The organism is Hydrocarboniphaga sp. (assembly GCF_028291725.1).
In the GTDB taxonomy this organism is placed as follows: domain Bacteria; phylum Pseudomonadota; class Gammaproteobacteria; order Nevskiales; family Nevskiaceae; genus Hydrocarboniphaga.
Window position 1 is genome coordinate 1 of record NZ_JAQGNT010000108.1, and the last position, 21165, is coordinate 21165.

Annotated in this window: 20 protein-coding genes; 12 read left to right on the forward strand and 8 right to left on the reverse strand. The window is 65.8% G+C overall.

Features of this window, described 5'->3' with window-relative positions; translation table 11 throughout:
• Window positions 1–127 precede the first annotated feature (127 nt).
• The 3 genes from JWQ90_RS27535 to JWQ90_RS27545 are packed head-to-tail and all read left to right on the forward strand — an operon-like array spanning window position 128 to window position 2328.
• On the forward strand, window positions 128–967 hold the full coding sequence (locus JWQ90_RS27535) for an SDR family NAD(P)-dependent oxidoreductase (protein ID WP_299698291.1): 840 nt from the start codon (window positions 128–130) through the stop codon (window positions 965–967).
• A gap of 19 nt (window positions 968–986) precedes the next feature.
• Window positions 987–1793, forward strand: a complete 807-nt coding sequence (locus JWQ90_RS27540) for an inositol monophosphatase (RefSeq protein WP_299698292.1) — start codon at window positions 987–989, stop codon at window positions 1791–1793.
• Window positions 1794–1812: 19 nt separating this feature from the next.
• Window positions 1813–2328: a DNA-deoxyinosine glycosylase gene (locus JWQ90_RS27545; protein ID WP_299698293.1), complete on the forward strand. Its 516-nt coding sequence runs from the start codon at window positions 1813–1815 to the stop codon at window positions 2326–2328.
• Window positions 2329–2404: 76 nt separating this feature from the next.
• Here the strand turns inward: JWQ90_RS27545 and JWQ90_RS27550 are convergent, their stop codons facing one another.
• From JWQ90_RS27550 to JWQ90_RS27570, 5 genes are all read right to left on the reverse strand, one after another.
• Window positions 2405–4021 (reverse strand): alkaline phosphatase D family protein, encoded by a 1617-nt coding sequence (locus tag JWQ90_RS27550; RefSeq protein WP_299698294.1) that lies wholly within the window; start codon window positions 4019–4021, stop codon window positions 2405–2407.
• A 204-nt stretch (window positions 4022–4225) separates the two neighbouring features.
• Entirely contained in the window at window positions 4226–6013 is a 1788-nt protein-coding gene (locus JWQ90_RS27555) for an acyl-CoA dehydrogenase C-terminal domain-containing protein (protein WP_299698295.1), read from the reverse strand.
• A 186-nt stretch (window positions 6014–6199) separates the two neighbouring features.
• Window positions 6200–6874, reverse strand: coding sequence for a flagellar brake protein (locus JWQ90_RS27560; RefSeq protein ID WP_299698296.1), 675 nt, complete (start codon window positions 6872–6874; stop codon window positions 6200–6202).
• Between the two features lie 186 nt (window positions 6875–7060).
• Window positions 7061–7228, reverse strand: a complete 168-nt coding sequence (locus tag JWQ90_RS27565; RefSeq protein ID WP_299698297.1) for a hypothetical protein — start codon at window positions 7226–7228, stop codon at window positions 7061–7063.
• A complete protein-coding gene (locus JWQ90_RS27570) occupies window positions 7194–7331 on the reverse strand; it encodes a hypothetical protein (protein WP_299698298.1) in 138 nt (45 codons plus the stop codon). The genes JWQ90_RS27565 and JWQ90_RS27570 overlap by 35 nt, the downstream gene beginning before the upstream one ends.
• 127 nt (window positions 7332–7458) lie before the next feature.
• On the opposite strand from JWQ90_RS27570, the gene JWQ90_RS27575 reads away from it, so the two are divergent.
• The 7 genes from JWQ90_RS27575 (at window position 7459) to JWQ90_RS27605 (ending at window position 14948) form a co-directional block, all read left to right on the forward strand.
• On the forward strand, window positions 7459–7926 hold the full coding sequence (locus JWQ90_RS27575) for an Mpo1-like protein (RefSeq protein WP_299698299.1): 468 nt from the start codon (window positions 7459–7461) through the stop codon (window positions 7924–7926).
• 172 nt (window positions 7927–8098) lie between these two features.
• Complete coding sequence (locus JWQ90_RS27580; RefSeq protein ID WP_299698300.1) at window positions 8099–9124, forward strand: 2-dehydropantoate 2-reductase; 1026 nt, start codon at window positions 8099–8101, stop codon at window positions 9122–9124.
• A 250-nt stretch (window positions 9125–9374) separates the two neighbouring features.
• Entirely contained in the window at window positions 9375–9626 is a 252-nt protein-coding gene (locus tag JWQ90_RS27585) for a hypothetical protein (RefSeq protein WP_299698301.1), read from the forward strand.
• A 48-nt stretch (window positions 9627–9674) separates the two neighbouring features.
• On the forward strand, window positions 9675–10070 hold the full coding sequence (locus JWQ90_RS27590; protein ID WP_299698302.1) for a hypothetical protein: 396 nt from the start codon (window positions 9675–9677) through the stop codon (window positions 10068–10070).
• 84 nt (window positions 10071–10154) lie between these two features.
• Window positions 10155–10961, forward strand: coding sequence for an ADYC domain-containing protein (locus JWQ90_RS27595; protein WP_299698303.1), 807 nt, complete (start codon window positions 10155–10157; stop codon window positions 10959–10961).
• 7 nt (window positions 10962–10968) lie between these two features.
• A complete protein-coding gene (locus JWQ90_RS27600) occupies window positions 10969–14190 on the forward strand; it encodes a response regulator (RefSeq protein ID WP_299698304.1) in 3222 nt (1073 codons plus the stop codon).
• On the forward strand, window positions 14187–14948 hold the full coding sequence (locus JWQ90_RS27605) for a response regulator transcription factor (protein ID WP_299698305.1): 762 nt from the start codon (window positions 14187–14189) through the stop codon (window positions 14946–14948). The genes JWQ90_RS27600 and JWQ90_RS27605 overlap by 4 nt, the downstream gene beginning before the upstream one ends.
• Before the next feature lie 94 nt (window positions 14949–15042).
• Here the strand turns inward: JWQ90_RS27605 and JWQ90_RS27610 are convergent, their stop codons facing one another.
• The gene (locus JWQ90_RS27610) at window positions 15043–16230 is read right to left on the reverse strand and encodes an MFS transporter (protein ID WP_366919620.1); all 1188 of its coding nucleotides are present in this window, start codon (window positions 16228–16230) and stop codon (window positions 15043–15045) included.
• A gap of 192 nt (window positions 16231–16422) precedes the next feature.
• Window positions 16423–17238, reverse strand: coding sequence for an aminotransferase class IV (locus JWQ90_RS27615; RefSeq protein WP_299698307.1), 816 nt, complete (start codon window positions 17236–17238; stop codon window positions 16423–16425).
• Window positions 17239–17316: 78 nt separating this feature from the next.
• Between JWQ90_RS27615 and JWQ90_RS27620 the strand changes: the two genes are divergently transcribed.
• On the forward strand, window positions 17317–18246 hold the full coding sequence (locus JWQ90_RS27620; RefSeq protein WP_299698308.1) for an MBL fold metallo-hydrolase: 930 nt from the start codon (window positions 17317–17319) through the stop codon (window positions 18244–18246).
• Between the two features lie 114 nt (window positions 18247–18360).
• Here JWQ90_RS27620 and JWQ90_RS27625 read toward each other — a convergent pair whose 3' ends face one another.
• Window positions 18361–20211 carry an ATP-binding cassette domain-containing protein gene (locus tag JWQ90_RS27625; protein ID WP_299698309.1) on the reverse strand — a complete coding sequence of 617 codons (1851 nt, stop codon included), beginning with the start codon at window positions 20209–20211 and terminating at the stop codon, window positions 18361–18363.
• Between the two features lie 154 nt (window positions 20212–20365).
• Here JWQ90_RS27625 and JWQ90_RS27630 point away from each other — a divergent pair, with 154 nt between their 5' ends.
• Window positions 20366–21115 carry a DUF4197 domain-containing protein gene (locus JWQ90_RS27630; RefSeq protein ID WP_299698310.1) on the forward strand — a complete coding sequence of 250 codons (750 nt, stop codon included), beginning with the start codon at window positions 20366–20368 and terminating at the stop codon, window positions 21113–21115.
• The last annotated feature ends 50 nt before the right edge of the window (window positions 21116–21165 follow it).

The window sequence follows — 21165 nt, forward strand, 5'->3', positions numbered from 1 at the left end:
GGAGCGGTCCTTGACCGCGATTGGCCCGCCAAGGTCTCAATCGCGGTCAAGGACCGCTCCTACAAGTCAGCACATGGCCCGTGCCCAGGCGCACAATCGGCCGATGTGCACAGGAGAGGAGTCCACAATGAAAGACTTCAAAAACAAAGTCGCCGCAATCACCGGCGCCAGCTCCGGCATCGGCCGCGCACTGGCGGTCGATCTTGCCAAGCGCGGCTGCAATCTGGCGCTGGCCAGCAACTCCAACGTGGCCGGTCTGGCTGAAACCGTTGCGATGGCGACCGACCTCGGCGTCAAGGTCACATCACAGAAAGTCGACGTCGCCAACCGCAAGCAGATGCAGTCCTGGGCATCGAAAGTCATGCGCGAACACGGCCAGGTGAATCTGATCGTCAACAACGCCGGCGTCGCCCACGCCGGCACCGTGCTCGGCAGCGACTATGCCGACTACGAATGGGTAATGGGCATCAATTACTGGGGCGTGGTCCATGGCACCAAGGAGTTCCTGCCCCACCTGATCGCGAGCGGCGACGGCCACGTCGTCAACCTGTCGAGCGTGTTCGGCCTGTTCGCGCAACCGGCGATGAGCGCATACAACTCCAGCAAGTTCGCGGTGCGCGGTTTCACCGAATCGCTGCGCCAGGAGCTCGATCTGGCCCGCAATGGCGTCAGCGCGACCTGCGTGCATCCGGGCGGCATCAAGACCAACATTGCTATCAACGGCCGAATCTCGGCGAGCGTGTCCGATGTGACCGGCAGCAGCGGCGCCAACAGCCGCGACAGCTTCGAGATGCTGCTGCGCACCACGCCGGAAACCGCAGCCAAAGCGATCGTCGCCGGCATCCGCCGCGATGCGCGGCGCGTGCTGATCGGCATCGACGCGCGCGCCGGTGACGGCATGCAGCGGCTGCTGCCGTCGCGTTACCAGGATCTGGTCACGGGCGCGATGCGCCTGATCAGACGCTAGCCCTACTAGGCACTTACCAATGCAATCCGCGCTGATCGAATCCGTCGGCCAGCTGCTGCAGCAGGCGGCAAGCGAGCTCGTATTGCCACGCTTTCGCTTGTTGAGAACCGAGGACATCTCGGAGAAATCGCCCGGCGAAATCGTCACGGTCGTCGATCGCGCGGTCGAGGCGATGCTGATCCCTGCGCTCACCGCGCTGAGGCCGGGTTCGCGCGTGGTCGGTGAAGAAGGCGTGTCGGACGATCCGGCGCTGCTGGACGGGCTCGACCAGGGCGAAGTCTGGGTCGTCGATCCCATCGACGGCACCAGCAACTTCGTTCACGGCCGCGAAGACTTCGGCATCATGGTCGCGCTGCTGCGCGACGGCGAAGCCGTCATGGCCTGGATTCAATTTCCACTGACCGGCTCGATCGCGATTGCGGAGCGCGGTGGCGGCGCGTACTTCGATGGAGAGCGCCTGCAGTTGGCAGCACGCGATCCACAGCGGCCGACGATGCTGCGCGGCATCGTCAAGACCAGCTTCATGCCCGAGCCGATGCGCAGCACGATCGATGCGCGCGCCGAACAGCATGTGCAGCAGCGCGTCGCCGGCACGCAGAGCGCCTGCGGCGACTACGTTCTGTCGGCACGCGGCCAGCTCGACTTCTCGCTGTATTGGCGGATGCTGCCTTGGGATCACGCACCGGGAACGCTGCTGCTGACCGAGGCCGGCGGGCACGTCGCGCGGCACGACGCCGGAGCGTATCGCGCGAGCGACGGCGGCAAGGGTCTGCTGGTCGCGCGCAGCAGGGAAATCTGGGAGCAGGCACACCGCCTGCTTTTATAACGCCATGACATGAAGTGACATGCCGTATGTCCACAGCTTCGCCCCGATAGCCGGCGACGACGCCCGTGTGCTGATCCTGGGCTCGATGCCCGGGCGCATTTCGCTGGAACACAGGCAGTATTACGCGCACCCGCGCAACGCGTTCTGGCCGCTGATGAACGAGCTGTTCGGTGCCGGCCCGGATCTGGTTTACACCGAGCGGCTGTCGCGCTTGAAGCGACAGCGCGTTGCGCTATGGGACGTGCTGAAACTTTGCACGCGTGAAGGCAGCCTGGATTCCGCGATCGTCGAGTCGTCGATCGAGTGCAACGACTTCGCGGCGCTGTTCGCGCGCTGCCCGCAGATCACGCGGGTGTACTTCAACGGTGCCAAGGCGGAGACCACGTATCAGCGCTACGTCGCCCCGGTGCTGCAGACACCGTACATCCGCTTTCATCGGCTGCCGTCGACGAGTCCTGCGCATGCGTCGTTGAGCCATCAGGCCAAGCTGAGCGCCTGGAAGGTGATAACGGATGCTTCGAGACTGGAACTGTAGGAGCGGTCCTTGACCGCGGTTGTGATCTTGATGGCCTCAATCGCGGTCAAGGACCGCTCCTACAGGTGCCTCCGGATTATCCCAGCTCCGGCTCCAGCGACTTCGTATAAACCACTGCACCGCTGCTGTCCTTGAACGCCATCGTCAGCTCGCGCGTGCGGCGATCGATGTCGATCTGGCCGAAGAACTGGTAGTTCGCGCTCGGCGGCAGATTGCTCTGCCCGGTCGGCGGCACTTTCTGGAATTTCAGCTGCGGACCAAAAGTATTGTCGAGCACGTTCGGGCCGAAAGTGCCGGCATGCAGCGGGCCGGCGACGAATTCCCAGAACGGGGCGAAGTCCTGGAACTGCGCCTGGTCCGGGTTGTAGTGGTGCGCCGCGCAGTAATGCACGTCGGCGGTCAGCCAAACGGTGTTGCGGATGCCGGAGCGCTTGATGAAGCGCAGGATGTCGGCGATCTCGAACTCGCGGCCCAGCACCGTGCCATCGCCGTTGGAGCTGTTCTCGAAGCGCGCGCGTCCCTGCGCATCGGTGCCGTCCGGCACCTGAAGGCCGAGCGGCATGTCGGCCGCGATGATCTTCCAGGTCGCGGTCGATTTCAGCAGCTGCTGCTTCAGCCAGGCGATCTGCTGCTTGCCCATATAGACGGTATCGGCGTTCGGCTCGGTCTGAAGGTTGTAGGTGTTGGGTCCGCGATACGAGCGCATGTCGAGCACGAACACATCGAGTGATTCGCCGTAGGGAATCTTGCGATAGACGCGCTCGGACTCGGTCTGATCGTGATAGCGCATCGGCGAGTAGTCCAGAAACGCTTTCGTCGAGTTGCCGACCAGGGTCTGGATGCGCTTTTCGGTGTAGCGCGCATCGGTCGACAGATCCTTGCCCGGCGACCAGTTGTTCAGGGTTTCGTGATCGTCCCACTGCCAGATCTGCGGCACCTGCGAATTGAAGCGGCGCACGTTGTCGTCGTAGAGGTTGTACAGATACGCGCGGTGATATTCCTGCAGCGTTTCGGCGACCTTGGTCTTCTCCGGCACCACGTCGAGGAACGCGTTGCGCCAGGTACCGCCGTCCGGCAGCGCCACCGTCTCCGCCATCACGCCGTCGGCGTAGATCGTGTCGCCGGAATGCAGAAAGAAATCCGGATCAACCGCGCGCATCGCCTCGTAGCAGCGCATGCCGCCGTCGTCCGGATTGATGCCCCAGCCCTGGCCACAGGTATCGCCGCCCCAGACGAAGCGCACACCGCGATCGCCAATGCCGCGCGTGCGGAAGCTGCCGAGCACCGGCTCGCTCATCGCGCCTTCGCTGTCCAGCGCTTCGAACGTCGTGCGCAGATAGATCTCGCGGCCCGGCGGCAGGCCGCTGAGATCGACGCGCGCGGTGAAATCCGAGGTCTCCAGCGCGTGCACGCCACCGATGCGCCGCGTGGTCGAAAAGTTCGGATCCAGCGACCACTCGACATGCAAGCGCGACGCGCGATCAGCGCGGCTCCAGATCATCGCGCGATCCTCACACAGGTCGCCGATCTGCAGGCCCCAGGACGCGATCGGCCGATCGGCCTCGGAGGTGACGACAGCCGGCGCCTGCCGCGCCAGCAAAATACCCGGCAGACCGCCGAGCATCAGGCCACCGGCAGCACCGGCGGAAGTTTTCAGAAAGCGGCGACGCGACGACTCATGCTGCTGGGACATGTCCTTGTCTCCTGGCTGAGAATGAAAGTGCCGGGAGCCTAGGGCTTGGATGTTAAAGCAGCGTTGCAGATCAAAACGCTCTACGCGGCTGCCCTGTAGGAGCGGACCTTGTCCGCGATTGAGGCCCTGAAGAGCGCAATCGCGGACAAGGTCCGCTCCTACAGTTCCGGTAGTCGAGGTCTGCTACGTGTCAACAAGCAAGGCTCAGAACAACGCCGCATCCAGACTCATCAGCACGTCCGACCCACCACGCGCCTGACGGATATAGCCCGCGGTTTCCGGCAGCAGCTTGGCGAAGTAGAAGCGCGCGGTGGCGAGCTTGGCGATGTAGAAGCCATCGCCGGAAGCCTGCTTGTCGAGCGCGATCTTCGCCATCTGCGCCCAGAAATATGAGTACACCATGTGGCCGACGACGCGCAGGTACGGCGTGGCGGCTGCGGTGGCCTCCTCCGGATTGGTCATCGCCTTGGCCGCGATTTCGCCGGTCAGCTTGGTGGCCTTGTCGCCGATGTCCATCAGCGGCTCGATGAACTCCTTCATCGCATCAATGCCCTGGTTTTCGACGACGAACTGCTGAATCAGCTTGCCGAATTTCTTCAGCTTGGCGCCGCCGTCGGCCAGCACCTTGCGCGCGAGCAGGTCCAGCGCCTGGATCGAGTTGGTGCCCTCGTAGATCATGTTGATGCGGGCATCGCGGACGTACTGCTCCATGCCCCATTCCTTGATGAATCCGTGGCCGCCGAAGCATTGCAGCGCGAGGTTGGTGGTCTCCCAAGTGTTGTCGCTGACGAAGGCTTTGACGATCGGCGTCAGCAGCGCGACGAGATCGGCGGAATCCTTGCGTACCTGCTCATCGGAATGGCTCAGCTCGCGGTCGATGTTCAGCGCCAGCCAGTACGAGAACGCGCGGCCTGCTTCGGTGTAGGCCTTCTGCGTGAACAGCATGCGGCGCACGTCGGCGTGCACGATGATCGGATCGGCCGGCTTGCCCTGGTTGACCGGGCCCTTGGCGGCGCGGAACTGGATGCGGTCCTTGGCGTAGGCCAGCGAGTTCTGCAGCGCCACTTCGGACAGGCCCAGCGACTGCATGCCGACGCCGAGACGCGCGCCGTTCATCATCACGAACATCGCGTTGAGGCCGCGGTTCGGCTCGCCGACCAGCCAGCCCCTGGCGCCGTCGAGGTTGATCACCGCGGTGGCGTTGCCGTGGATGCCCATCTTGTGTTCGATCGACTGGCACTTGACCGGGTTGCGCTCGCCCGGCTTGCCTTCGGCGTTCGGCAGGAACTTGGGCACGATGAACAGCGAGATGCCCTTGGTGCCTTCCGGCGCGCCCGGCAGGCGCGCCAGCACCAGATGGATGATGTTTTCGGACAGGTCGTGTTCGCCGGAGCTGATGAAGATCTTGGTGCCGGAAATCAGATAGGAGCCGTCACCGACCGGCTCGGCCTTGCTGCGCAGGATGCCGAGGTCGGAGCCGCAATGCGGCTCGGTCAGGCACATCGTGCCGGTCCATTCGCCCGAGGTCAGCTTCGGCAGATAGAGCTTCTTCTGATCCGGCGTGCCGTGCGCATGCAGCGCCTCGTAGGCGCCATGCGTGAGGCCCGGGTACATGGTCCAGGCCTGGTTGGCCGAATTCAGCATTTCGTAGAACGCATTGTTGACCAGGTGCGGCAGGCCCTGGCCGCCATACTCGGTGTCGCAGGACAGCGCCGGCCAGCCGGCGTCGACGAACTGCGCGAAGGCCTGCCGGAAACCCTTGGGCGCCTTGACGACGCCGTCGCCGACGTAGGTGCAACCTTCTTCGTCGCCGCTCTGGTTGATCGGCGCGATGACCTCGGAGGCGAACTTGGCGCCTTCTTCCAGGATCGAGTTGATGGTGTCGGCGTCGACGTCGGCATGCGCCGGCAGGCTCTTCAGTTCCTGCTCGACATTGAGCAGCTCGTGCAGCACGAACTGCATGTCGCGCAGCGGGGCGTTATAGCTAGGCATACGGAAACTCCAGCAATCGGATGGCTTGATAGGGAAGGAAATTTTGTCCGCATAGCGTAGCCGATACGGGTGCGTATGGGACTGGCCGGAGGGACAGAAGTGGCGAGCGGCGCGCGTGAACGCAGCCGGTGTCATCGCATGATGAGGCGGCGCCACCGGGTCATGCGTCGCTCGCCCGACGGAACGTTAGGAACGCGCGTCGGCCCCAAGCAACTGTTCGTAGACGTAGGCACGCAACACCAGCTCCTGCGTCGGCTCCATATCGGTGAACTCGATGCCGTACCGATAGCGCTTGGCGGCGGGGTCGTCCTCGTAGACGATACGGATGAATCCCTCGACCACGGCGCCCTGCTCCGCCATGCGCTCGATCGGAAATTGCAGCGTCAGCCGCAGCCGCTCGCCCACGTCTCCCAGGCTCTGCTCGGCCTGGAGCATCGCGCCGGTGGCGCTTGCGTCGGACAACAGAATCTGCTGCGGTGTACCCCAGTGTTCGCCGACGCCGTCGCCGGTGCGCTGCACCTGCCCGCTCAACTGCACGTTGACGCGCCGCGCACTGCGCAACAACACCTGCTCGTGCTCATCGGGATAGCTCAGGTGCAGATACGGATAAGGCTGGATATTCGACTTCAGCGTGCGGCTGGTGAAGGCCAGCGCACGGTCCTTGCTGAAGCAGCGCACCACGAACTCCTGGCCGACGCGCACCAGCCGGGCAGCGCCGTTTTGCATCGGCGTGGTCACCAGAATGCTGACGCCGGGGATCTGCCCGATCACCCGGGCCGAGTAGCGCATTGCGCTGTCTTCGCTGGCGAACTGCAGTTGCGCCACGCTGTCGGCCTGCAGTTCGAGAGGCTTGGTGATCATGCGGCGTATCCTGCACGGAAGCCGGTGATCAGTCGAATCCTTCAGACCGGCGCACAGCACCAGCGCGCCGCGCGCGGCCGGCGCTGTCTCGCCGGATCGGCCAGCCTTACACCCACGAAGCCTGGCGCGGCCGGATCAGGGCCAGTGCCGGAATCGCGGCCTCGCTCGGCAGGCTGTCGCCGCCTGTTACGCAGGGTCTGGCTCAAAAATCATACTGGCTTTGCCGAGATCCTCCAGCGGCACTGCCTCGACCCGTTCGGCCAGTTGATACCGTTTGCTGCCCGGATAGATGATCGCAACGCGCGCCAGGCCCAGATCCTCAAAAGCGATGCGGATCGAAGATGCGCGGCGCATCGCTACGCTTGCATTCCACACCCAGCAGTTGATCGCCGCGGCGCAGGATCAGGTCGATTTCCGCGCCCTGATACGTCGCCCAAAAAATGAGGAGCGCGCCCACCTCTGAACTACTGCATCCGGCCGACCTCCGCTGCGACGACGACCTAGCTTTGAGCCGTAAATACCATCGTCCCTCGCCGCCGCGGTTGACGACAATGCCGGCCAAGATCCATGCACCATGGAGCAGCATGAAGACGGTCGAGCAATGGTTGGGCGAGTATTCCAGCTCGCACCGCAACCTGAAGAACAAGACGCTGCACTGGATCTGCGTACCGCAGATCGTGTTCGCGGTTTTTCTGGCGCTGAAGTGCATTCCGCTCGGCAGCGCTCTGGTGAATGCCGAGAGCGTGGTCATCGCGCTGTCGCTCGCCTACTACCTTCGGCTGTCGTGGCGACTGACGGTTGGCCTGGCGCTGGTCTACGTGCCGATGTACCTGGTCACGGTGCTGCTGCAGCAACTCGCGGGGCCGTACACGATCTGGATCGCAGCGGCGATTTTCATCGAGGCCTGGATCGGGCAGTTCATCGGCCATCACTACGAGGGCTCGCGGCCGTCGTTCTTCAAGGATCTTCAGTTCCTGATGATCGGCCCGCTGTGGCTGATGTCGTTCCTGTATCAGAAGTGGGATATCCCGCTGGCAGCGAAGACCGCTTAGTGCCTCGGTTCCCAAGTACGGTCACGAAGGCGCATGCGGAGTTTTGCGACTGGCAAGGCGCGACGACGAGGCATAGCCCCGCTATGGCGAGGAGTCGCAACGCCGCCAGGCGCGAAAATCCGCCGCCGCGGATTCGTGACCGTACTTGGGAAACGAGGCACTTAGGCGGGCGATGAGCCGCATCGGCATCTTCGGTGCCGGCAGCGTCGGCTGCGCAATCGGTGCGCGCCTCGCAGCCACCGGCGCCGACGTGGTGATGATCGGCCGCCAGCGCCTTGCCGACGAGATTGCCGCGCAGGGCCTGGGGCTGACGGACTACCTCGGCGCCCGGTTTTACGTGCCGGCGAGCCAGGCTCGCTACACCACATCCGCACAGGCCGCATCCGATGCGGACGTCGTGCTGGTGACCGTGAAATCCGCGGCGACGCAGAGCGCCGCGCAGGAACTGGCTGCGGTGCTGAAACCCGGCGCGCTGGTGATCAGCTTCCAGAACGGCATCGGCAATGCCGAGCTGCTGGCCGCCGCGCTGCCGCAGCATCTCGTGCTGGCCGGCATGGTGCCGTACAACGCGACCTCGCGCGGTCCGGGCGAGTTTCATCAGGGTACCGAAGGCACGCTGGTCGTCCAGCGGCATGCGCGGCTAGCTGCGATCGCTGCCGATTTCGCGCGCGCGGGCATCCCGCTGCAGCAGCGCGGCGATATTGCGGCCGTGCAATGGGCCAAGCTGCTGCTGAATCTGAACAATCCGATCAATGCGCTGGCGGGCCTGCCGCTGAAAGCGCAGCTGTCACAGCGCGACTACCGGCGCTGCCTGGCACTGGTACAAGACGAAGCGCTGGCGGTGCTGGACGCGGCCGGGATCAAGCCGGCACGGCTGACGCCGCTGCCGCCGCACTGGATGCCGCGGCTGCTGTGCGTCCCGGACTTCATCTTCAAACGCATCGCCGGCAGCATGCTCAAGATCGACCCGCTGGCGCGCTCGTCGATGCTCGACGACTTGCAGCTGGGCCGCAGAACCGAGATCGACTGGATCCACGGCGCGATCGTGAAGCTCGCCGAGCGGCTGTCGATGGCGGCGCCGGCGAACGCACGCCTGATCGCACTGATTCGCGATGCGGAAGCAGGCGGCAAGCGCGATTGGTCAGCCGCGGAATTGCTGCTGCGATTAACGGCATCCAGTGGCCCGATGACGTCGTAGGTCGGCAATCCTTTGCCGACGTGAGGCCGCGCTTGCGCATCCGAGGTTACACGTCGGCAAAGGATTGCCGACCTACCGTTGCCGGGCGGTGCTTTTTACCGATTACCACCACCCGCAACGGGCAGCGGGCGGACGCCTGACATCGGCCTGACATCATGTTTCAGCCCGCGGAAGTCGGCAGGACACCGACGGAGCCTAGCCTGTGTTGCATCGGAAGCGCCCCGGCTTCCATCGCACAGGGAGAATCACCATGTCGCTCAAACCGCTTTTCGCAAGCTGCTTCACCGCCGGCGTCCTGATGACCGGCACCGCGCTGTCGGCCCCGGCCCAGGCCTGCCTGAGCTGCGGCATCAAGCTCAACGGCATCTCGCTGAATGGTTTCTCACTCAACGGCATCGGCCTGCAAGGCCTGCCGGTCCTGGGCTTTATCGACAGCTGCGTGCCGGCCGGCAGGCCCACCGCGGTGACCCTGCCCGGCGGCGCCCGCCTGGCGTTGCGCTGATTTCAGCCGCACTTTTTCATCATCCGACTCATCGAAAGGAATCGCACCATGAACCACATCAAAGCTCTCGGCTTCGCCGCCGCCCTCGCCGTCTCCGCACTGTCGGCTCCGGCCCATGCCGGCTTCACGCTCAATGGCGTGACATTGAACGGCATCCAGTTCAACGGTATTTCGCTGCAGGGCACCACGCTGAACGGTTGGACCCTCAACGGCGTCCAGTTCAACGGCTTCTCGCTGAATGGTCTGACCTGGAACGGAATCCAGTTCAACGGCGTCAGCTTCAATGGCCCGGTATTCAATGGCCCCATTCTCCAGGGCCTCACCTTCAATGGCGTCTGGCTGAACGGCGCGCCGGCCAATGGCGACGAGACCCACGGTATCGCCGGTGGCGTCCGCGCCTACGCGGTGACGCTCGCCAACGGCAGCCAAGTCGCACTGCGCTGAGTCGACCGGCCGCCGGCGCGCCGGCGGCCGTTTCCGTTTTTAATTGGCGACCCGGAAGCACAACCCGACTTCGAAGGTGACCGCATGATCCGTCGCTATGCACTGTTGCTGTGTCTGGCCCTGTCCGCCTGCCACGACGCGCCGCCTTCCGCCGCCGCGCCGGCAGCGGCGGAGCCGGCCGCTTCGCTGACCGTGGAAGGCAGCGCGCTGGTGCTGACGATGCCCGGCGGCAAACAGCTGCGCGGCACCGAGCTGGTCGGCGCGACGATTCACCTGGCGTTCGAAGGCAAGACCGTGCCGATGAAGCTCGCGGCGATCACGCCCGATCCTGACGATCCCGAAATCCTGCGCCACGACTTCCAGGTGCCCGACGGCCAGGGCGGCTGGAATCCGGCTTGTCAGCCGAATGCCTACGGCGAGCGCTGGGGCTTTCCGGTCGCGCTGCCGGAAGGGCACCCGGGCCGCGAGGGCGACATCACGATGACCTGTGCCTCGGGCGCGGTAGGCAAGTGCGCACGCTTCGGCTACAAACCCTGGGCCAAGGGTCCGAAAGGCGAAGACCTGGTGCCGCTGCATGCCGCCTGCGTGCGCATGGTGCGGGCCGACTATTGCGGCGATGGCGCGGCCCATACCAAGAACGGCACGGAGATCGACATGTACGACGAGCTCGGCATCCAGAAAATGGCATCGCAGAACAATCCCGCCTTCGCTTTCGAAGCCGGCTGGACACCGCAGGGTGCGGCCTGTGTCTCGCATACGCGCTGGTCCGACGTGGTGACGCTGAACCAGCTCAAAGACCAGTGCCCGAGGCTCGCAAACCTGCCGGCCTGCGACGAAACCTACGCGCGCGCGGCCGGCGCGCAGCTGTTCAATCGATCCAAGCTGCAGTGACCCCTTGATGACCAAGACTTCTGCCGACCCGGCCGCCCGACACTCCGATCTGCGCAAGCTCCAGGCGGCTTCGGAGATCGCCGACGGATTCAACGACGGCATGCGTGACCTTGCCGAGTGGCTGCCCGGCGCGGTGTTCCAGCTGGTCAGCGACGGCGAGGTCAGCATCCGCTACACCTATGTCAGCCAGCGCGTGCGCGAGGTGCTCGGGCTCGAGCCCGAAGCCATATTGCGCGATCCGCTGGCGCCGTCGCGCCTGGTGCTGCCGGTGGATTCCGCGGTGCTGTTCAAGGCCTACGCGGATTCCAAGCGCGACCTGCGCTCGTTTGAAGCCGACGTGCAGATCCGCCGCGCCGATGGCTCGATCCGGCTGGTGCGCACGGTGGCAACGCCACGGCTCGAAGGTGAGACGTGCATCTGGACCGGCTACTGGTCCGACATCACCGACGAAACCGAGGCCCGCAACCGGCTCGCCGCCACCGAGAAGCGGCTGCGCGACATCACCGATTCGGTGCCCGGCGCGCTCTACCAGTTGCGCTATACCACTGCCGGTGAAGTGCAGATCACCTATCTGAGCGAGGGCATCCGCGCGCTGATCGGCGTGACCATCGAAGAAGGCCACGAAGACCTCAACGCGCGTTTCCGCACGGTGCTGCCCGAAGATCTGCCCGCGGTCGGCGCCGGCATACGCCAGGCGGCGGCGACGATGGAAGTGATGAGCGTGGACTTTCGCATCCGCCATGCACGCAGTGGGCAGATCCGCTGGGTGCGTTCGGTCGGCCGGCCGCAGCGCGAGCCCGACGGCTCGACCACGATCAACGGGTTCTGGCAGGACCTCACCGATCGCAAGGAGCTGGAAGAACAGCTGCGCCAGGCGCACGACGAGGCGCGCACCGCCGAGCAGCGGCTGCGCGCGATCTTCGACCACACCCGCATCGGCCTGGTGATGATCGACCAGGACCTGCAGTTCTCCGACGCCAATCCGTCCCTGCGCGAACTGCTGATGATCGAGGATGAGCAGGAATTCGCCCGCGATTTCCCGGCATTCTCGCCGCCATCGCAGCCCGATGGCCGTCCATCGATGGAGAAAGCCAGGGAGATGATCCAGATGGCTTTCGAGCAGGGCTACAACCGCTTCGACTGGCTGCACCAGACCCGTGACGGCGAGTTGCGACCCTGCGAAATCGCATTGACGCGCGTGCAGCTGTCGGGCGCGCCGGTGATCTTCGCGACGATGACCGACCTGCGCGAGCGCAAGCGCGTCGAAGCCGCGCTGGAGGCCGCATCGCTGGAAGCACAGGCGGCGTCCAAGGCCAAGAGCGACTTCCTCGCCAACATGAGCCACGAGATCCGCACGCCGATGAACGCGATCGTCGGCCTCACCCATCTGGGCCTGGGCAGCAGCGATCCATCGCGACTGCTCGACTATCTGGGCAAGATCGACACGGCGGCCAAGTCGCTGCTGCAGATCATCAACGACATTCTCGACTTCTCGAAGATCGAGGCCGGCAAGCTGGTGCTGGAATCGACGCGCTTCGATCTGTATTCGGTGCTCGACAGCCTGTCGGGCATGGTCAACCTGCCGGCCGGCGAAAAATCGCTGGAGCTGCTGTTCGCGGTGGAGCCCGGCGTCAGCTCGCAGCTGGTCGGCGATCCGCTGCGCCTGGGCCAGATCCTGCTGAACCTGGTCAGCAACGCGATCAAGTTCACCGAGCGCGGCCAGATCGTGGTGCGCGTCTCCAGCGTCAAGCAGGGCCGCGATTTCGCGCGGCTGCGCTTCGAGGTAGCGGACACCGGCATCGGCCTGAGCCGCGAGCAGATCGAGCGCCTGTTCGCACCGTTCTCGCAGGCCGACAGCTCGACCACGCGCCGCTACGGCGGCACCGGCCTGGGGCTGGCGATCTGCCGGCGGCTGGTCGACATGATGGACGGCGAGATCGGCGTCGACAGCGTGCCCGGCGCCGGCAGCAGCTTCCATTTTACCGCGCGCTTTGGCCTGGCGCCGGCCTCGGCGGCGCGGCTGAAGACGCCGCGCTCGCTGCGCGGCATGCGTGTACTGGTGGTCGACGACAACGCCACCGCGGTATCGATCCTGAGCGCCTATCTGGAATCCTTCGGCTTCGACGTCGCCTCGGTGTCGGGCGGTGCCGAGGCGATCGAGCGGGTCCGCGACGACGCCGGCAAGCCGTTCCGGCTGGTGCTGATGGACTGGCAGATGCCGGGCATGAACGGCATCGAGGCCGCGCTGCGCATCCGCGGGCTGACCCGGCCCGAGCCACTGGTGGTGATCATGATCACCGCCTTCGGCCGCGAGGAGGTGGAACGCCAGGCGCAGATCGCCGGGCTCGACGGCTTCCTGATCAAGCCGGTGAATCCCTCGGTGCTGCTCGACACCATCGTCCAGGCCTTCGGACACGAGACCGCGCTGGAACCCGGCCAGGCAACCGCGGCTATCGACAGCCGCGCGGCGCTGGCGGGACGCCGTGTGCTGCTGGTCGAGGACAACGAGATCAACCAGGAGGTCGCCAGCGAACTGCTGCGGCGCGCCGGCGTGATCGTCGAGTTGGCGATCAATGGCGAACAGGCGGTGCAGCGCGCCACCGCTACGCGCTACGACGCGGTGCTGATGGACGTGCAGATGCCGGTCATGGACGGCATCGAGGCCACACGCCTGATCCGCGCGCTGCCCGCCCCGCAGGCTCAGGTGCCGATCATCGCGATGACCGCCAATGCGATGGCCGAAGATCGTCAGCGCTGCCTGGACGCGGGCATGGACGATCACCTCGGCAAGCCCGTTGATGTGCACCGGCTCTATGAAGTGCTGGCGCGCTGGACCGCAGGCCGCGGCCCGGCAACGGAACCGGTGGCGATCCCGGCCGAGCCGGATTTCGATTTCGACGCGGCGATCCGGCTGATGGCCGACAGCCGCGCGCTGTGGGAGCGGCTGGCGCGCCGCTATCTGGCGGCGCCGGGCGCGCCGGCCGCTATCGCAGCGCAGCTCGCCGCCGGCGATCGTGCTGCTGCCCATCGCACCGCGCATACGCTGCGCGGCAGCGCCGCGACGCTGGGGCTGCTCGCGCTGCAGCGCGCCGCCGGCGCGCTGGAACACCGGCTCAGCACCGCCGATGCGGATGCGGGCGCCGAACTGGCCGCACTGGCGCCGATCGAGCAGGCGGCGCGGCGCGCGATCGGGCACCATCTGATGGGTCTTCCCGGAGCGCCAGCATGAGTTCTCGCATCGCCGTGGTCGACGACGATCCACTGCTGCGCCAACTCGTCGTCGACTATCTCTCGACCCAGGGCTATGCCGCCCAGGCCTACGAAGGCGGCGCGGCGCTGCGCGCGGCTTTCGCAGCGCAGACCCCTCACTGCGTGATCCTCGACCTGATCATGCCCGGCGAAGACGGGCTGACGGTGCTGCGCTGGCTGCGCAGCTGCAGCGACGTGCCGGTGATCATGCTGACCAGCAACGACGCCACCGCCGACCGCGTGGTCGGCCTGGAGCTGGGCGCCGACGACTACGTGGCCAAGCCCGCGGATCTTCGAGAACTGCTGGCGCGCATCCGCAGCGTGCTGCGCCGCCGCGGCGACGCGGCGGTCGCCACTCCGGCGCCGGTCATGCTCGTGTCGGCAGCGCTGCAGTCGAGCAACAGCGGCGAGCGATGGTTCGGCCGCTGGCGGCTGGACCGCTCGCGGCGGCGGCTGGTCGATCCGGCCGGCGAAGTGCTGCCGATCACCGGCGCCGAGTTTGGTCTGCTCTGCGTATTCGCCGACCATCCCAACGTGATCCTGTCGCGCGACAAGCTGCTGGAGCTGTCCGGCACCGATCCGGGCGAAGTCTTCGATCGCGCGATCGACCTGCGCATCACGCGTCTGCGCCGCAAGATCGAGCCGGTACCCGGCGACCCGACCGTGATCCGCACCGTGCGCGGCCACGGCGGTGGCTACGAATACCTGCACGCCGACCGGCCCAACTACGGCCGCTGAGCCGCTGTAGGTTGGGGTGAGCAAAGCGAACCCCAACGGGTTGCCGCGCCAATGTTGGGGTTCGCTTACGCTCACCCCAACCTACGATCAACGCTCAGGCCACGAGCGGCGCGGTACTTTTCATGCGCGCTTCGCGGATCGGCAGGCACAGCAGCGCGGCGACGCCGGCCAGCAGCATGTCGCCGTACCACATCCAGTTGTAATCACCGAAGCGCGCGATCGTGACGCCGCCGAGCCAGGCGCCGAAGAAGCCGCCGATCTGGTGCGACAACAGCGTCAATCCGAACAAGGTGCCGAGATAGCGCGTGCCGAACAGCTTGCCGACCAGGCCCGCGGTCGGCGGCACCGTCGCCAGCCAGCTGAAGCCGAGCGCGGCGGCGAACACGTAGAACGTCAGCGGCGTGCGCGGCGAAACCAGGTAGATCGCGATGATCAGCACGCGGCTCGCGTACATCGCGCCGAGCACGTACTTCATCCGCAGGCGCGAACCCAGCGCACCGGCGGTGAGGCTGCCGGCCACGTTGAACAGGCCGATCAGCGCCAGCGAGGTCGCCGAGACGCTGGCCGGCAGGCCGCACAACGACACCTCGCCCGGCAGATGCGTGACCAGGAAGGCGATATGCACGCCGCAGGTGAAAAAGCCGGCGTGCAGTAGCCAGTAGCTGCGATCACGCAGCGCGACACGCAATTGAGCGCCAAGCCCTGCACCCGCTGGGACGCCGGTGACAGGCGACTCCGCCGGCGTCTGACGGCGACCCAGGCCGAGCAGCAGCGGAATCACCAGCAGGCTCGCCGCCGCCAGCGAATACATCGCGGCGACCCAGCCGAAGGCGACGATCATCAGCTGAGCCAGCGGCGCGAATACGAACTGGCCGAAAGATCCGCCGGCATTGATCAGGCCGCTCGCGAACGAGCGCTTTTCGGGCGGCAGCGCCGATGCGGTCGCGCCGATCAGGATCGAGAAACTCGCAGCGCCGGCACCGGACGCGACCAGCACGCCCATCGTCATCATCAGCCCGAACTGCGAACCCGCATGCGGCACCAGCACGTAGCCCAGCGCCAGCAGCAGCGTGCCGCAAAAAATCACCGGCCTGGCGCCGTACTGGTCGGCGATCGCGCCGAAGATCGGCTGCACCGCGCCCCAGACGAACTGGCCGATCGCCAGTGCGAAGCTGATGCCGACGATGCCGACGCCGGTGGCCTGCGTGATCGGGCCAATGAACAGGCCCATCGACTGGCGGCCGCCCATCGTGATCATCAGCATCGCGCTCGCGCAGAGCATCAGCGTCCAGCCGGTTCGGGCGGCGGTGGCTTGCGTCACGGGATTCCTGCGCTATGGATGATGATCATCATCTTAATCGATGGGTCGCGTATTCGTCACGAGCACAATCGCGGACAAGGTCCGCTCCTACAGGAGGTGCAACCGACCGTGCGCCATATTCCTGTAGGAGCGGACCTTGTCCGCGATCGAGGCTCACAAGATCGCATCTGCCGCGACGCTTTCATATGCTGCCAGCAGCCGCGCGTTGAACGCTGGATCTTCAACAAACCGCCATTCGTCGATCGCCACAATCGGCGTCCCGACACCGGTCGAATTGCAGCTGAAAGCCGCCTTGAAGCCGGCCAGATCGGGTAAACGCAGCTCGCGCGTCTGCTGCGCAATACCGGCCGCCGCCAGCGCCGCTTTCAACAGCTGCTGCGTCACGCCGTCGAGCATCGCTGCCTGCGGCCAGATCAGCTGCTCGCCGTCCCAGAAGCCGATGTTCCAGACGCTGCCTTCGCTGATACGCCCGGCGTGATCGACGAACAGCGCATCGTCATAACCGGCCTGCAAGGCGAGCTGCCGCTGCCAGAACAATCCAAAGGTTCCGACATGCTTCACCTCGGGCAGATCGCGCTGATAGGACTGCGCCTGCACCCGGATCGGCTGCGTCCTGCCCTGCCAGGGCGCGCTGACCGTGATCATCACGTCGACAGCCTGAGGCGCACCGGGCCGATCGCGATCGAACTGCGCAGCGTGGACATTGATGCGCACCGAGCAGGCCTCGATCGCGGCCGCGCCGGCATGCTGCAATGCCTGCTGTAACCAGGCCCGTACCGACGCGATATCGAGTTCGCTGGCGAACAGCATCTGCGTCGACGACTGCAGCCGCTGCAGATGCAGCTGCAGGCCGGCGACCCGGCCGCCACGCACCTGCATCGAGGTGAAGTGGCCATAGTTCGGCAGCGCCGCCGATAGCGATCCGGCGCTGGCCGGAGTACCGTTTATTTCGATCAGGGGCTTCATCATCTGCATAGCGTATCCCTCAACGGGGTGAGGCTGCGCGGGCATGCGGCCCCGACAATCGCGGCTCCAGGGAGGCATCAAATGGCATTACTGCATGTGTCGCGACGGCGGCTGTGGATCGCGCTGGTTCTGGTTGTTATCGGCGCGCCCGCCTATTACGCGGCGGTGATGTACAGCCCCAAGGCCGACGAAAGCGCCTATACCTTCGACGCCGCGGCGGTGCGCCTGCTCGCCGACTCGCTGCCCGGCGACAAGCCGAGCGAGATCCGCTTCGAGAATGTGATGGCTTTCGAGTTCGCCGGCGCGATGGTCGTCGCCGGCGACCGCTGGCGCGGCACGCCGCTGCCGGTGTATTCGTACCAGCTGGTCTATCCGCAACAGACCGTGATCGTCGACACCGCCATGCCCCGCAGTATGGCCAAGCCCGACTTCATGGTCCCGGCCTACGACGACGAGGCCTATGGCCGCGTCAGCGCGGCGCTGCCGAAAGCCTCTCTGATCGTGATCACACACGAGCACATGGATCACATCGGCGGTATCGCGAGTTATCCGGAGCCGGCACGCCTGCTGCCGGCGCTGCGGCTGAGCCGTGAGCAGCTCGCACATCCCGAGACGATGGCGCCGGCGAAGCTGGCGCCAGAACTCGTGGCCGGCATCGTGCCGCTGCAATACGAGCAGATGCTGGCGATCGCGCCCGGCGTGGTGCTGATCCGCGCGCCGGGCCATACACCGGGCAGCCAGATGGTTTACGTCAAGCGCGCCGATGGCCGCGAAGTGCTGTTCCTCGGCGACATCGCCTGGCATCGGCGCAACATCGAGCTGGTGCGCGAGCGGCCCTGGTTCATGACCGCGCTGGTCGGCGAAAACCGCGCGCAGGTACTGCCGGAACTCAGCGCGCTGCACAAGCTCGCGCAGAGCAATCCGGAGATTCACCAGGTGCCGGGGCACGATGGCGAGGTGGTGCAGGCGCTGGTCGCGGCGGGGCTGATGCAGGCGGGGTTTGAACCGTAACCGCTTGTCTCCTTTCCCCGCCAACGACGGGATGGGGGCGCAACGAGAGAGCAACTCCGCGACGAATGCCCCCACCCTAGCCCTCCCCCGCTTCGCGGGGGAGGGGACAAAAAATCAAAGCGACTCCAGCTGCTCCATGCCTTCCAGCCACTTCGCCTCGATGTCGTCGAGCCGGCTCTTCAGCTGACGCTGTTCGTCGACCAGCCTGTCCAGCTCCTTCTTGCGCGCGGCTTCGTACAGCCCGGCATCGCCCATCCTCGAATCGATCTCGGCGAGCCGCGCCTGCGCCTTGCTCATCTGCGATTCGAGCTTGCCGACGGTGTCGCGCAGCGCGCGCTGCTGCTGTTTGGCGGCGGCGTCCAGCACTTTGGCCTCGGACTTGTCGCCGACGCTGTTGCCGCGCGTGCTCAGCCACTTCGCGTAATCGTCGAGGTCACCATCGAAGTCTTCGCAGCGGCCGGCGTCGACTCGCCACAGCGTGTCGCAAGTGCTGGAGATCAGATGGCGATCATGCGAGACCAGCAGCATCGCGCCCTTGTAATCCTGCAACGCCATTTCCAGCGCCTGGCGCATGTCCAGGTCGAGATGATTGGTCGGCTCGTCGAGCAGTAGCAGATTGGGCTGCGGATACACCACCAGCGCCAGCGCCAGCCGCGCTTTCTCGCCGCCGGAAAACGGCGCGATCGCCTCATAGACGCGATCGCCGCGGAAATTGAAGCCCCCCAGATAATCACGAACCGACTGCTCGGTCGCGTCCGGATCGAGCCGGCGCAGATGCAGCATCGGCGAGGCCTGCGCGTCCAGACTCTCCAGCTGATGCTGCGCGAAGTAGCCGACCTTCAGATCCGGCGAGCGTTTCACTTCACCGGACAGCGGCGCCAGATCGCCGGCAATGAGTTTGATCAGCGTCGACTTGCCGGCACCGTTGGGGCCGAGCAGGCCAACACGATCGCCGGGCTCGATGCCGAGCTTCAGTCCGCTGAGCTGCGGCTTGCCGCCGTAGCCGACCGAGACCTTGTCCAGCCGCAGCATCGGGCTCGGCAACTTCAGCGGCGCGCGGAAGCTGAAACTGAACTCGGAATCCGCATGCGCGGCCGCACCGATCTGGATGCGCTCGATCATCTTCAGCCGCGACTGCGCCTGGCGCGCCTTGGTCGCCTGCGCGCGGAAGCGGTCGACAAAAGCCTGCAGATGCGCCAGCTGCCGCACCTGCTGCTCGCGCTGCGCGGCCTGCTGGCTCATGCGCTCGGCGCGCAGGCGCTCGAACTGCGAATAGTTGCCGGAATACAGCGTCGCGGTCTCGGCATGCAGGTGCAGCGTATGCGTGGCCACCGCGTCGAGAAACTCGCGGTCATGGCTGATCACGAACAGCGTGCCGTCGTAGCTCTTCAGCCAGTCCTGCAGCCAGAACACCGCGTCCAGATCCAGGTGATTGGTCGGCTCGTCCAACAGCAGCAGGTCGGACCGGCACATCAGCGCGCGCGCCAGGTTCAGGCGCATGCGCCAGCCGCCGCTGAAGCTGGCGACCGTGCGCGACTGCGCCTCCTGGCTGAAGCCGAGGCCGTCCAGCAGCTTGGCCGCGCGCGAACGCGCCGAGTAGCCGCCGATCGCGTTCAGCCGGTCGTGCAGCCTGGCGATGCGCGCGACGTCGTGCTTCTGCTCGGCGATTTCAAGCTCGGCTTCGCAGCGGCGCAACTCGGTGTCGCCATCGAGCGCGAACTCGAGCGCCGCACGCTCCAGCGCCGGTGTCTCCTGTGCCACCGAGGCGATCTCCAGCCGCGATGGCAGCTGCACCTCGCCTGCGTCCGGCGACAACTCGCCGAGCACCATCGCGAACAGGCTGGTCTTGCCGGTGCCGTTGCGGCCGACCAGGCCGACCCGCCAGCCCGGGTGGACGGTGAAGGACGTGCGCTCCAACAGCTTGCGAGGGCCACGGCGCAGCGTGACGTTGGAAAAGGTCAGCATGGGGCGCGCAGTTTAGCGGCGCGGCTGGCAGAACAGCCATCGAGACTCGCACCGCGGCGCCGTTCAACCGACCATTTTCGCCGCTGCATAAGAACCCGCTGCTGCCGGACACAGGCAACGGGTATGCTCAGATTTCTTACAGATCGGAACCCTCATGCGTGTCCCTGTCGCGATCTCCGCTGCCCTGCTTGGCTCGGTGCTGTCGGCATTACCGGGCTGCGCCGGCACCGGCCAGGGCGTGATCGACGCGCTGGACCAGATCGGCAGCGTGGTCCAGGGGGGCGGCCTGAGCCAGAGCGAGATCCTGGCCGGCCTGCGCGACGCGCTGCAGCAGGGCACCACCAGCGCCATTTCCCAACTCGGCCGCAATGACGGCTTCTGGCGCGACCCGCAGGTGCGCGTACCGTTGCCCTCGTTCGTCGCCCGCTACGAGAGCGCGGTGCGGTCGGTCGGCTACGGCAGCACGCTCGACCAGTTCCAGCTGAGCCTGAACCGTGCCGCCGAACAGGCCGTGCCGCAGGCGATGAATATCATCGGCAACGCGATCAGCCGAATGACGATCGACGACGCCAAGGAGATTCTCGATGGCCCGAGCAATGCGGCGACCGAATTCTTCCGCCGCTCCTCGTCGGACGATCTGTACCAGAGCATCCTGCCGATCGTGACCACGACCACCGAGCAGGCCGGCGTCACCCAGCAGTACAAGAAGCTGGCGAGCAAGGCCGGCCCGATCCTGCGCCTGTCCGGCAGCAGCATGCCGGCGGATCTCGACGGCTATGTCACGCAGAAAGCGCTGGACGGCCTGTTCCTGAAAATTGCCGAGGAAGAGGCGCGGATTCGCGCCGACCCGGCAGCGCGGAGCACCGAGCTGCTGAAGAAGGTATTCGCGAAACAGCATCATTGAAGGTGTAGGTCGGCAATCCTTCGCCGACGTGCAAGACCCGATGCGCAACG

What these genes read in the sequence shown, in the direction of transcription:
- JWQ90_RS27555 (WP_299698295.1), bottom strand. Translation starts at nt 6,013, where the DNA reads ATGCCTAGCTATAACGCCCCGCTGCGCGACATGCAGTTCGTGCTGCAC.
- JWQ90_RS27550 (WP_299698294.1), bottom strand. Translation starts at nt 4,021, where the DNA reads ATGTCCCAGCAGCATGAGTCGTCGCGTCGCCGCTTTCTGAAAACTTCC.
- JWQ90_RS27575 (WP_299698299.1), top strand. Translation starts at nt 7,459, where the DNA reads ATGAAGACGGTCGAGCAATGGTTGGGCGAGTATTCCAGCTCGCACCGC.
- JWQ90_RS27580 (WP_299698300.1), top strand. Translation starts at nt 8,099, where the DNA reads ATGAGCCGCATCGGCATCTTCGGTGCCGGCAGCGTCGGCTGCGCAATC.
- JWQ90_RS27585 (WP_299698301.1), top strand. Translation starts at nt 9,375, where the DNA reads ATGTCGCTCAAACCGCTTTTCGCAAGCTGCTTCACCGCCGGCGTCCTG.
- JWQ90_RS27605 (WP_299698305.1), top strand. Translation starts at nt 14,187, where the DNA reads ATGAGTTCTCGCATCGCCGTGGTCGACGACGATCCACTGCTGCGCCAA.
- JWQ90_RS27540 (WP_299698292.1), top strand. Translation starts at nt 987, where the DNA reads ATGCAATCCGCGCTGATCGAATCCGTCGGCCAGCTGCTGCAGCAGGCG.
- JWQ90_RS27615 (WP_299698307.1), bottom strand. Translation starts at nt 17,238, where the DNA reads ATGATGAAGCCCCTGATCGAAATAAACGGTACTCCGGCCAGCGCCGGA.
- JWQ90_RS27560 (WP_299698296.1), bottom strand. Translation starts at nt 6,874, where the DNA reads ATGATCACCAAGCCTCTCGAACTGCAGGCCGACAGCGTGGCGCAACTG.
- JWQ90_RS27590 (WP_299698302.1), top strand. Translation starts at nt 9,675, where the DNA reads ATGAACCACATCAAAGCTCTCGGCTTCGCCGCCGCCCTCGCCGTCTCC.
- JWQ90_RS27595 (WP_299698303.1), top strand. Translation starts at nt 10,155, where the DNA reads ATGATCCGTCGCTATGCACTGTTGCTGTGTCTGGCCCTGTCCGCCTGC.
- JWQ90_RS27630 (WP_299698310.1), top strand. Translation starts at nt 20,366, where the DNA reads ATGCGTGTCCCTGTCGCGATCTCCGCTGCCCTGCTTGGCTCGGTGCTG.
- JWQ90_RS27610 (WP_366919620.1), bottom strand. Translation starts at nt 16,230, where the DNA reads ATGCTCTGCGCGAGCGCGATGCTGATGATCACGATGGGCGGCCGCCAG.
- JWQ90_RS27620 (WP_299698308.1), top strand. Translation starts at nt 17,317, where the DNA reads ATGGCATTACTGCATGTGTCGCGACGGCGGCTGTGGATCGCGCTGGTT.
- JWQ90_RS27625 (WP_299698309.1), bottom strand. Translation starts at nt 20,211, where the DNA reads ATGCTGACCTTTTCCAACGTCACGCTGCGCCGTGGCCCTCGCAAGCTG.
- JWQ90_RS27565 (WP_299698297.1), bottom strand. Translation starts at nt 7,228, where the DNA reads ATGCGCCGCGCATCTTCGATCCGCATCGCTTTTGAGGATCTGGGCCTG.
- JWQ90_RS27600 (WP_299698304.1), top strand. Translation starts at nt 10,969, where the DNA reads ATGACCAAGACTTCTGCCGACCCGGCCGCCCGACACTCCGATCTGCGC.
- JWQ90_RS27545 (WP_299698293.1), top strand. Translation starts at nt 1,813, where the DNA reads ATGCCGTATGTCCACAGCTTCGCCCCGATAGCCGGCGACGACGCCCGT.
- JWQ90_RS27535 (WP_299698291.1), top strand. Translation starts at nt 128, where the DNA reads ATGAAAGACTTCAAAAACAAAGTCGCCGCAATCACCGGCGCCAGCTCC.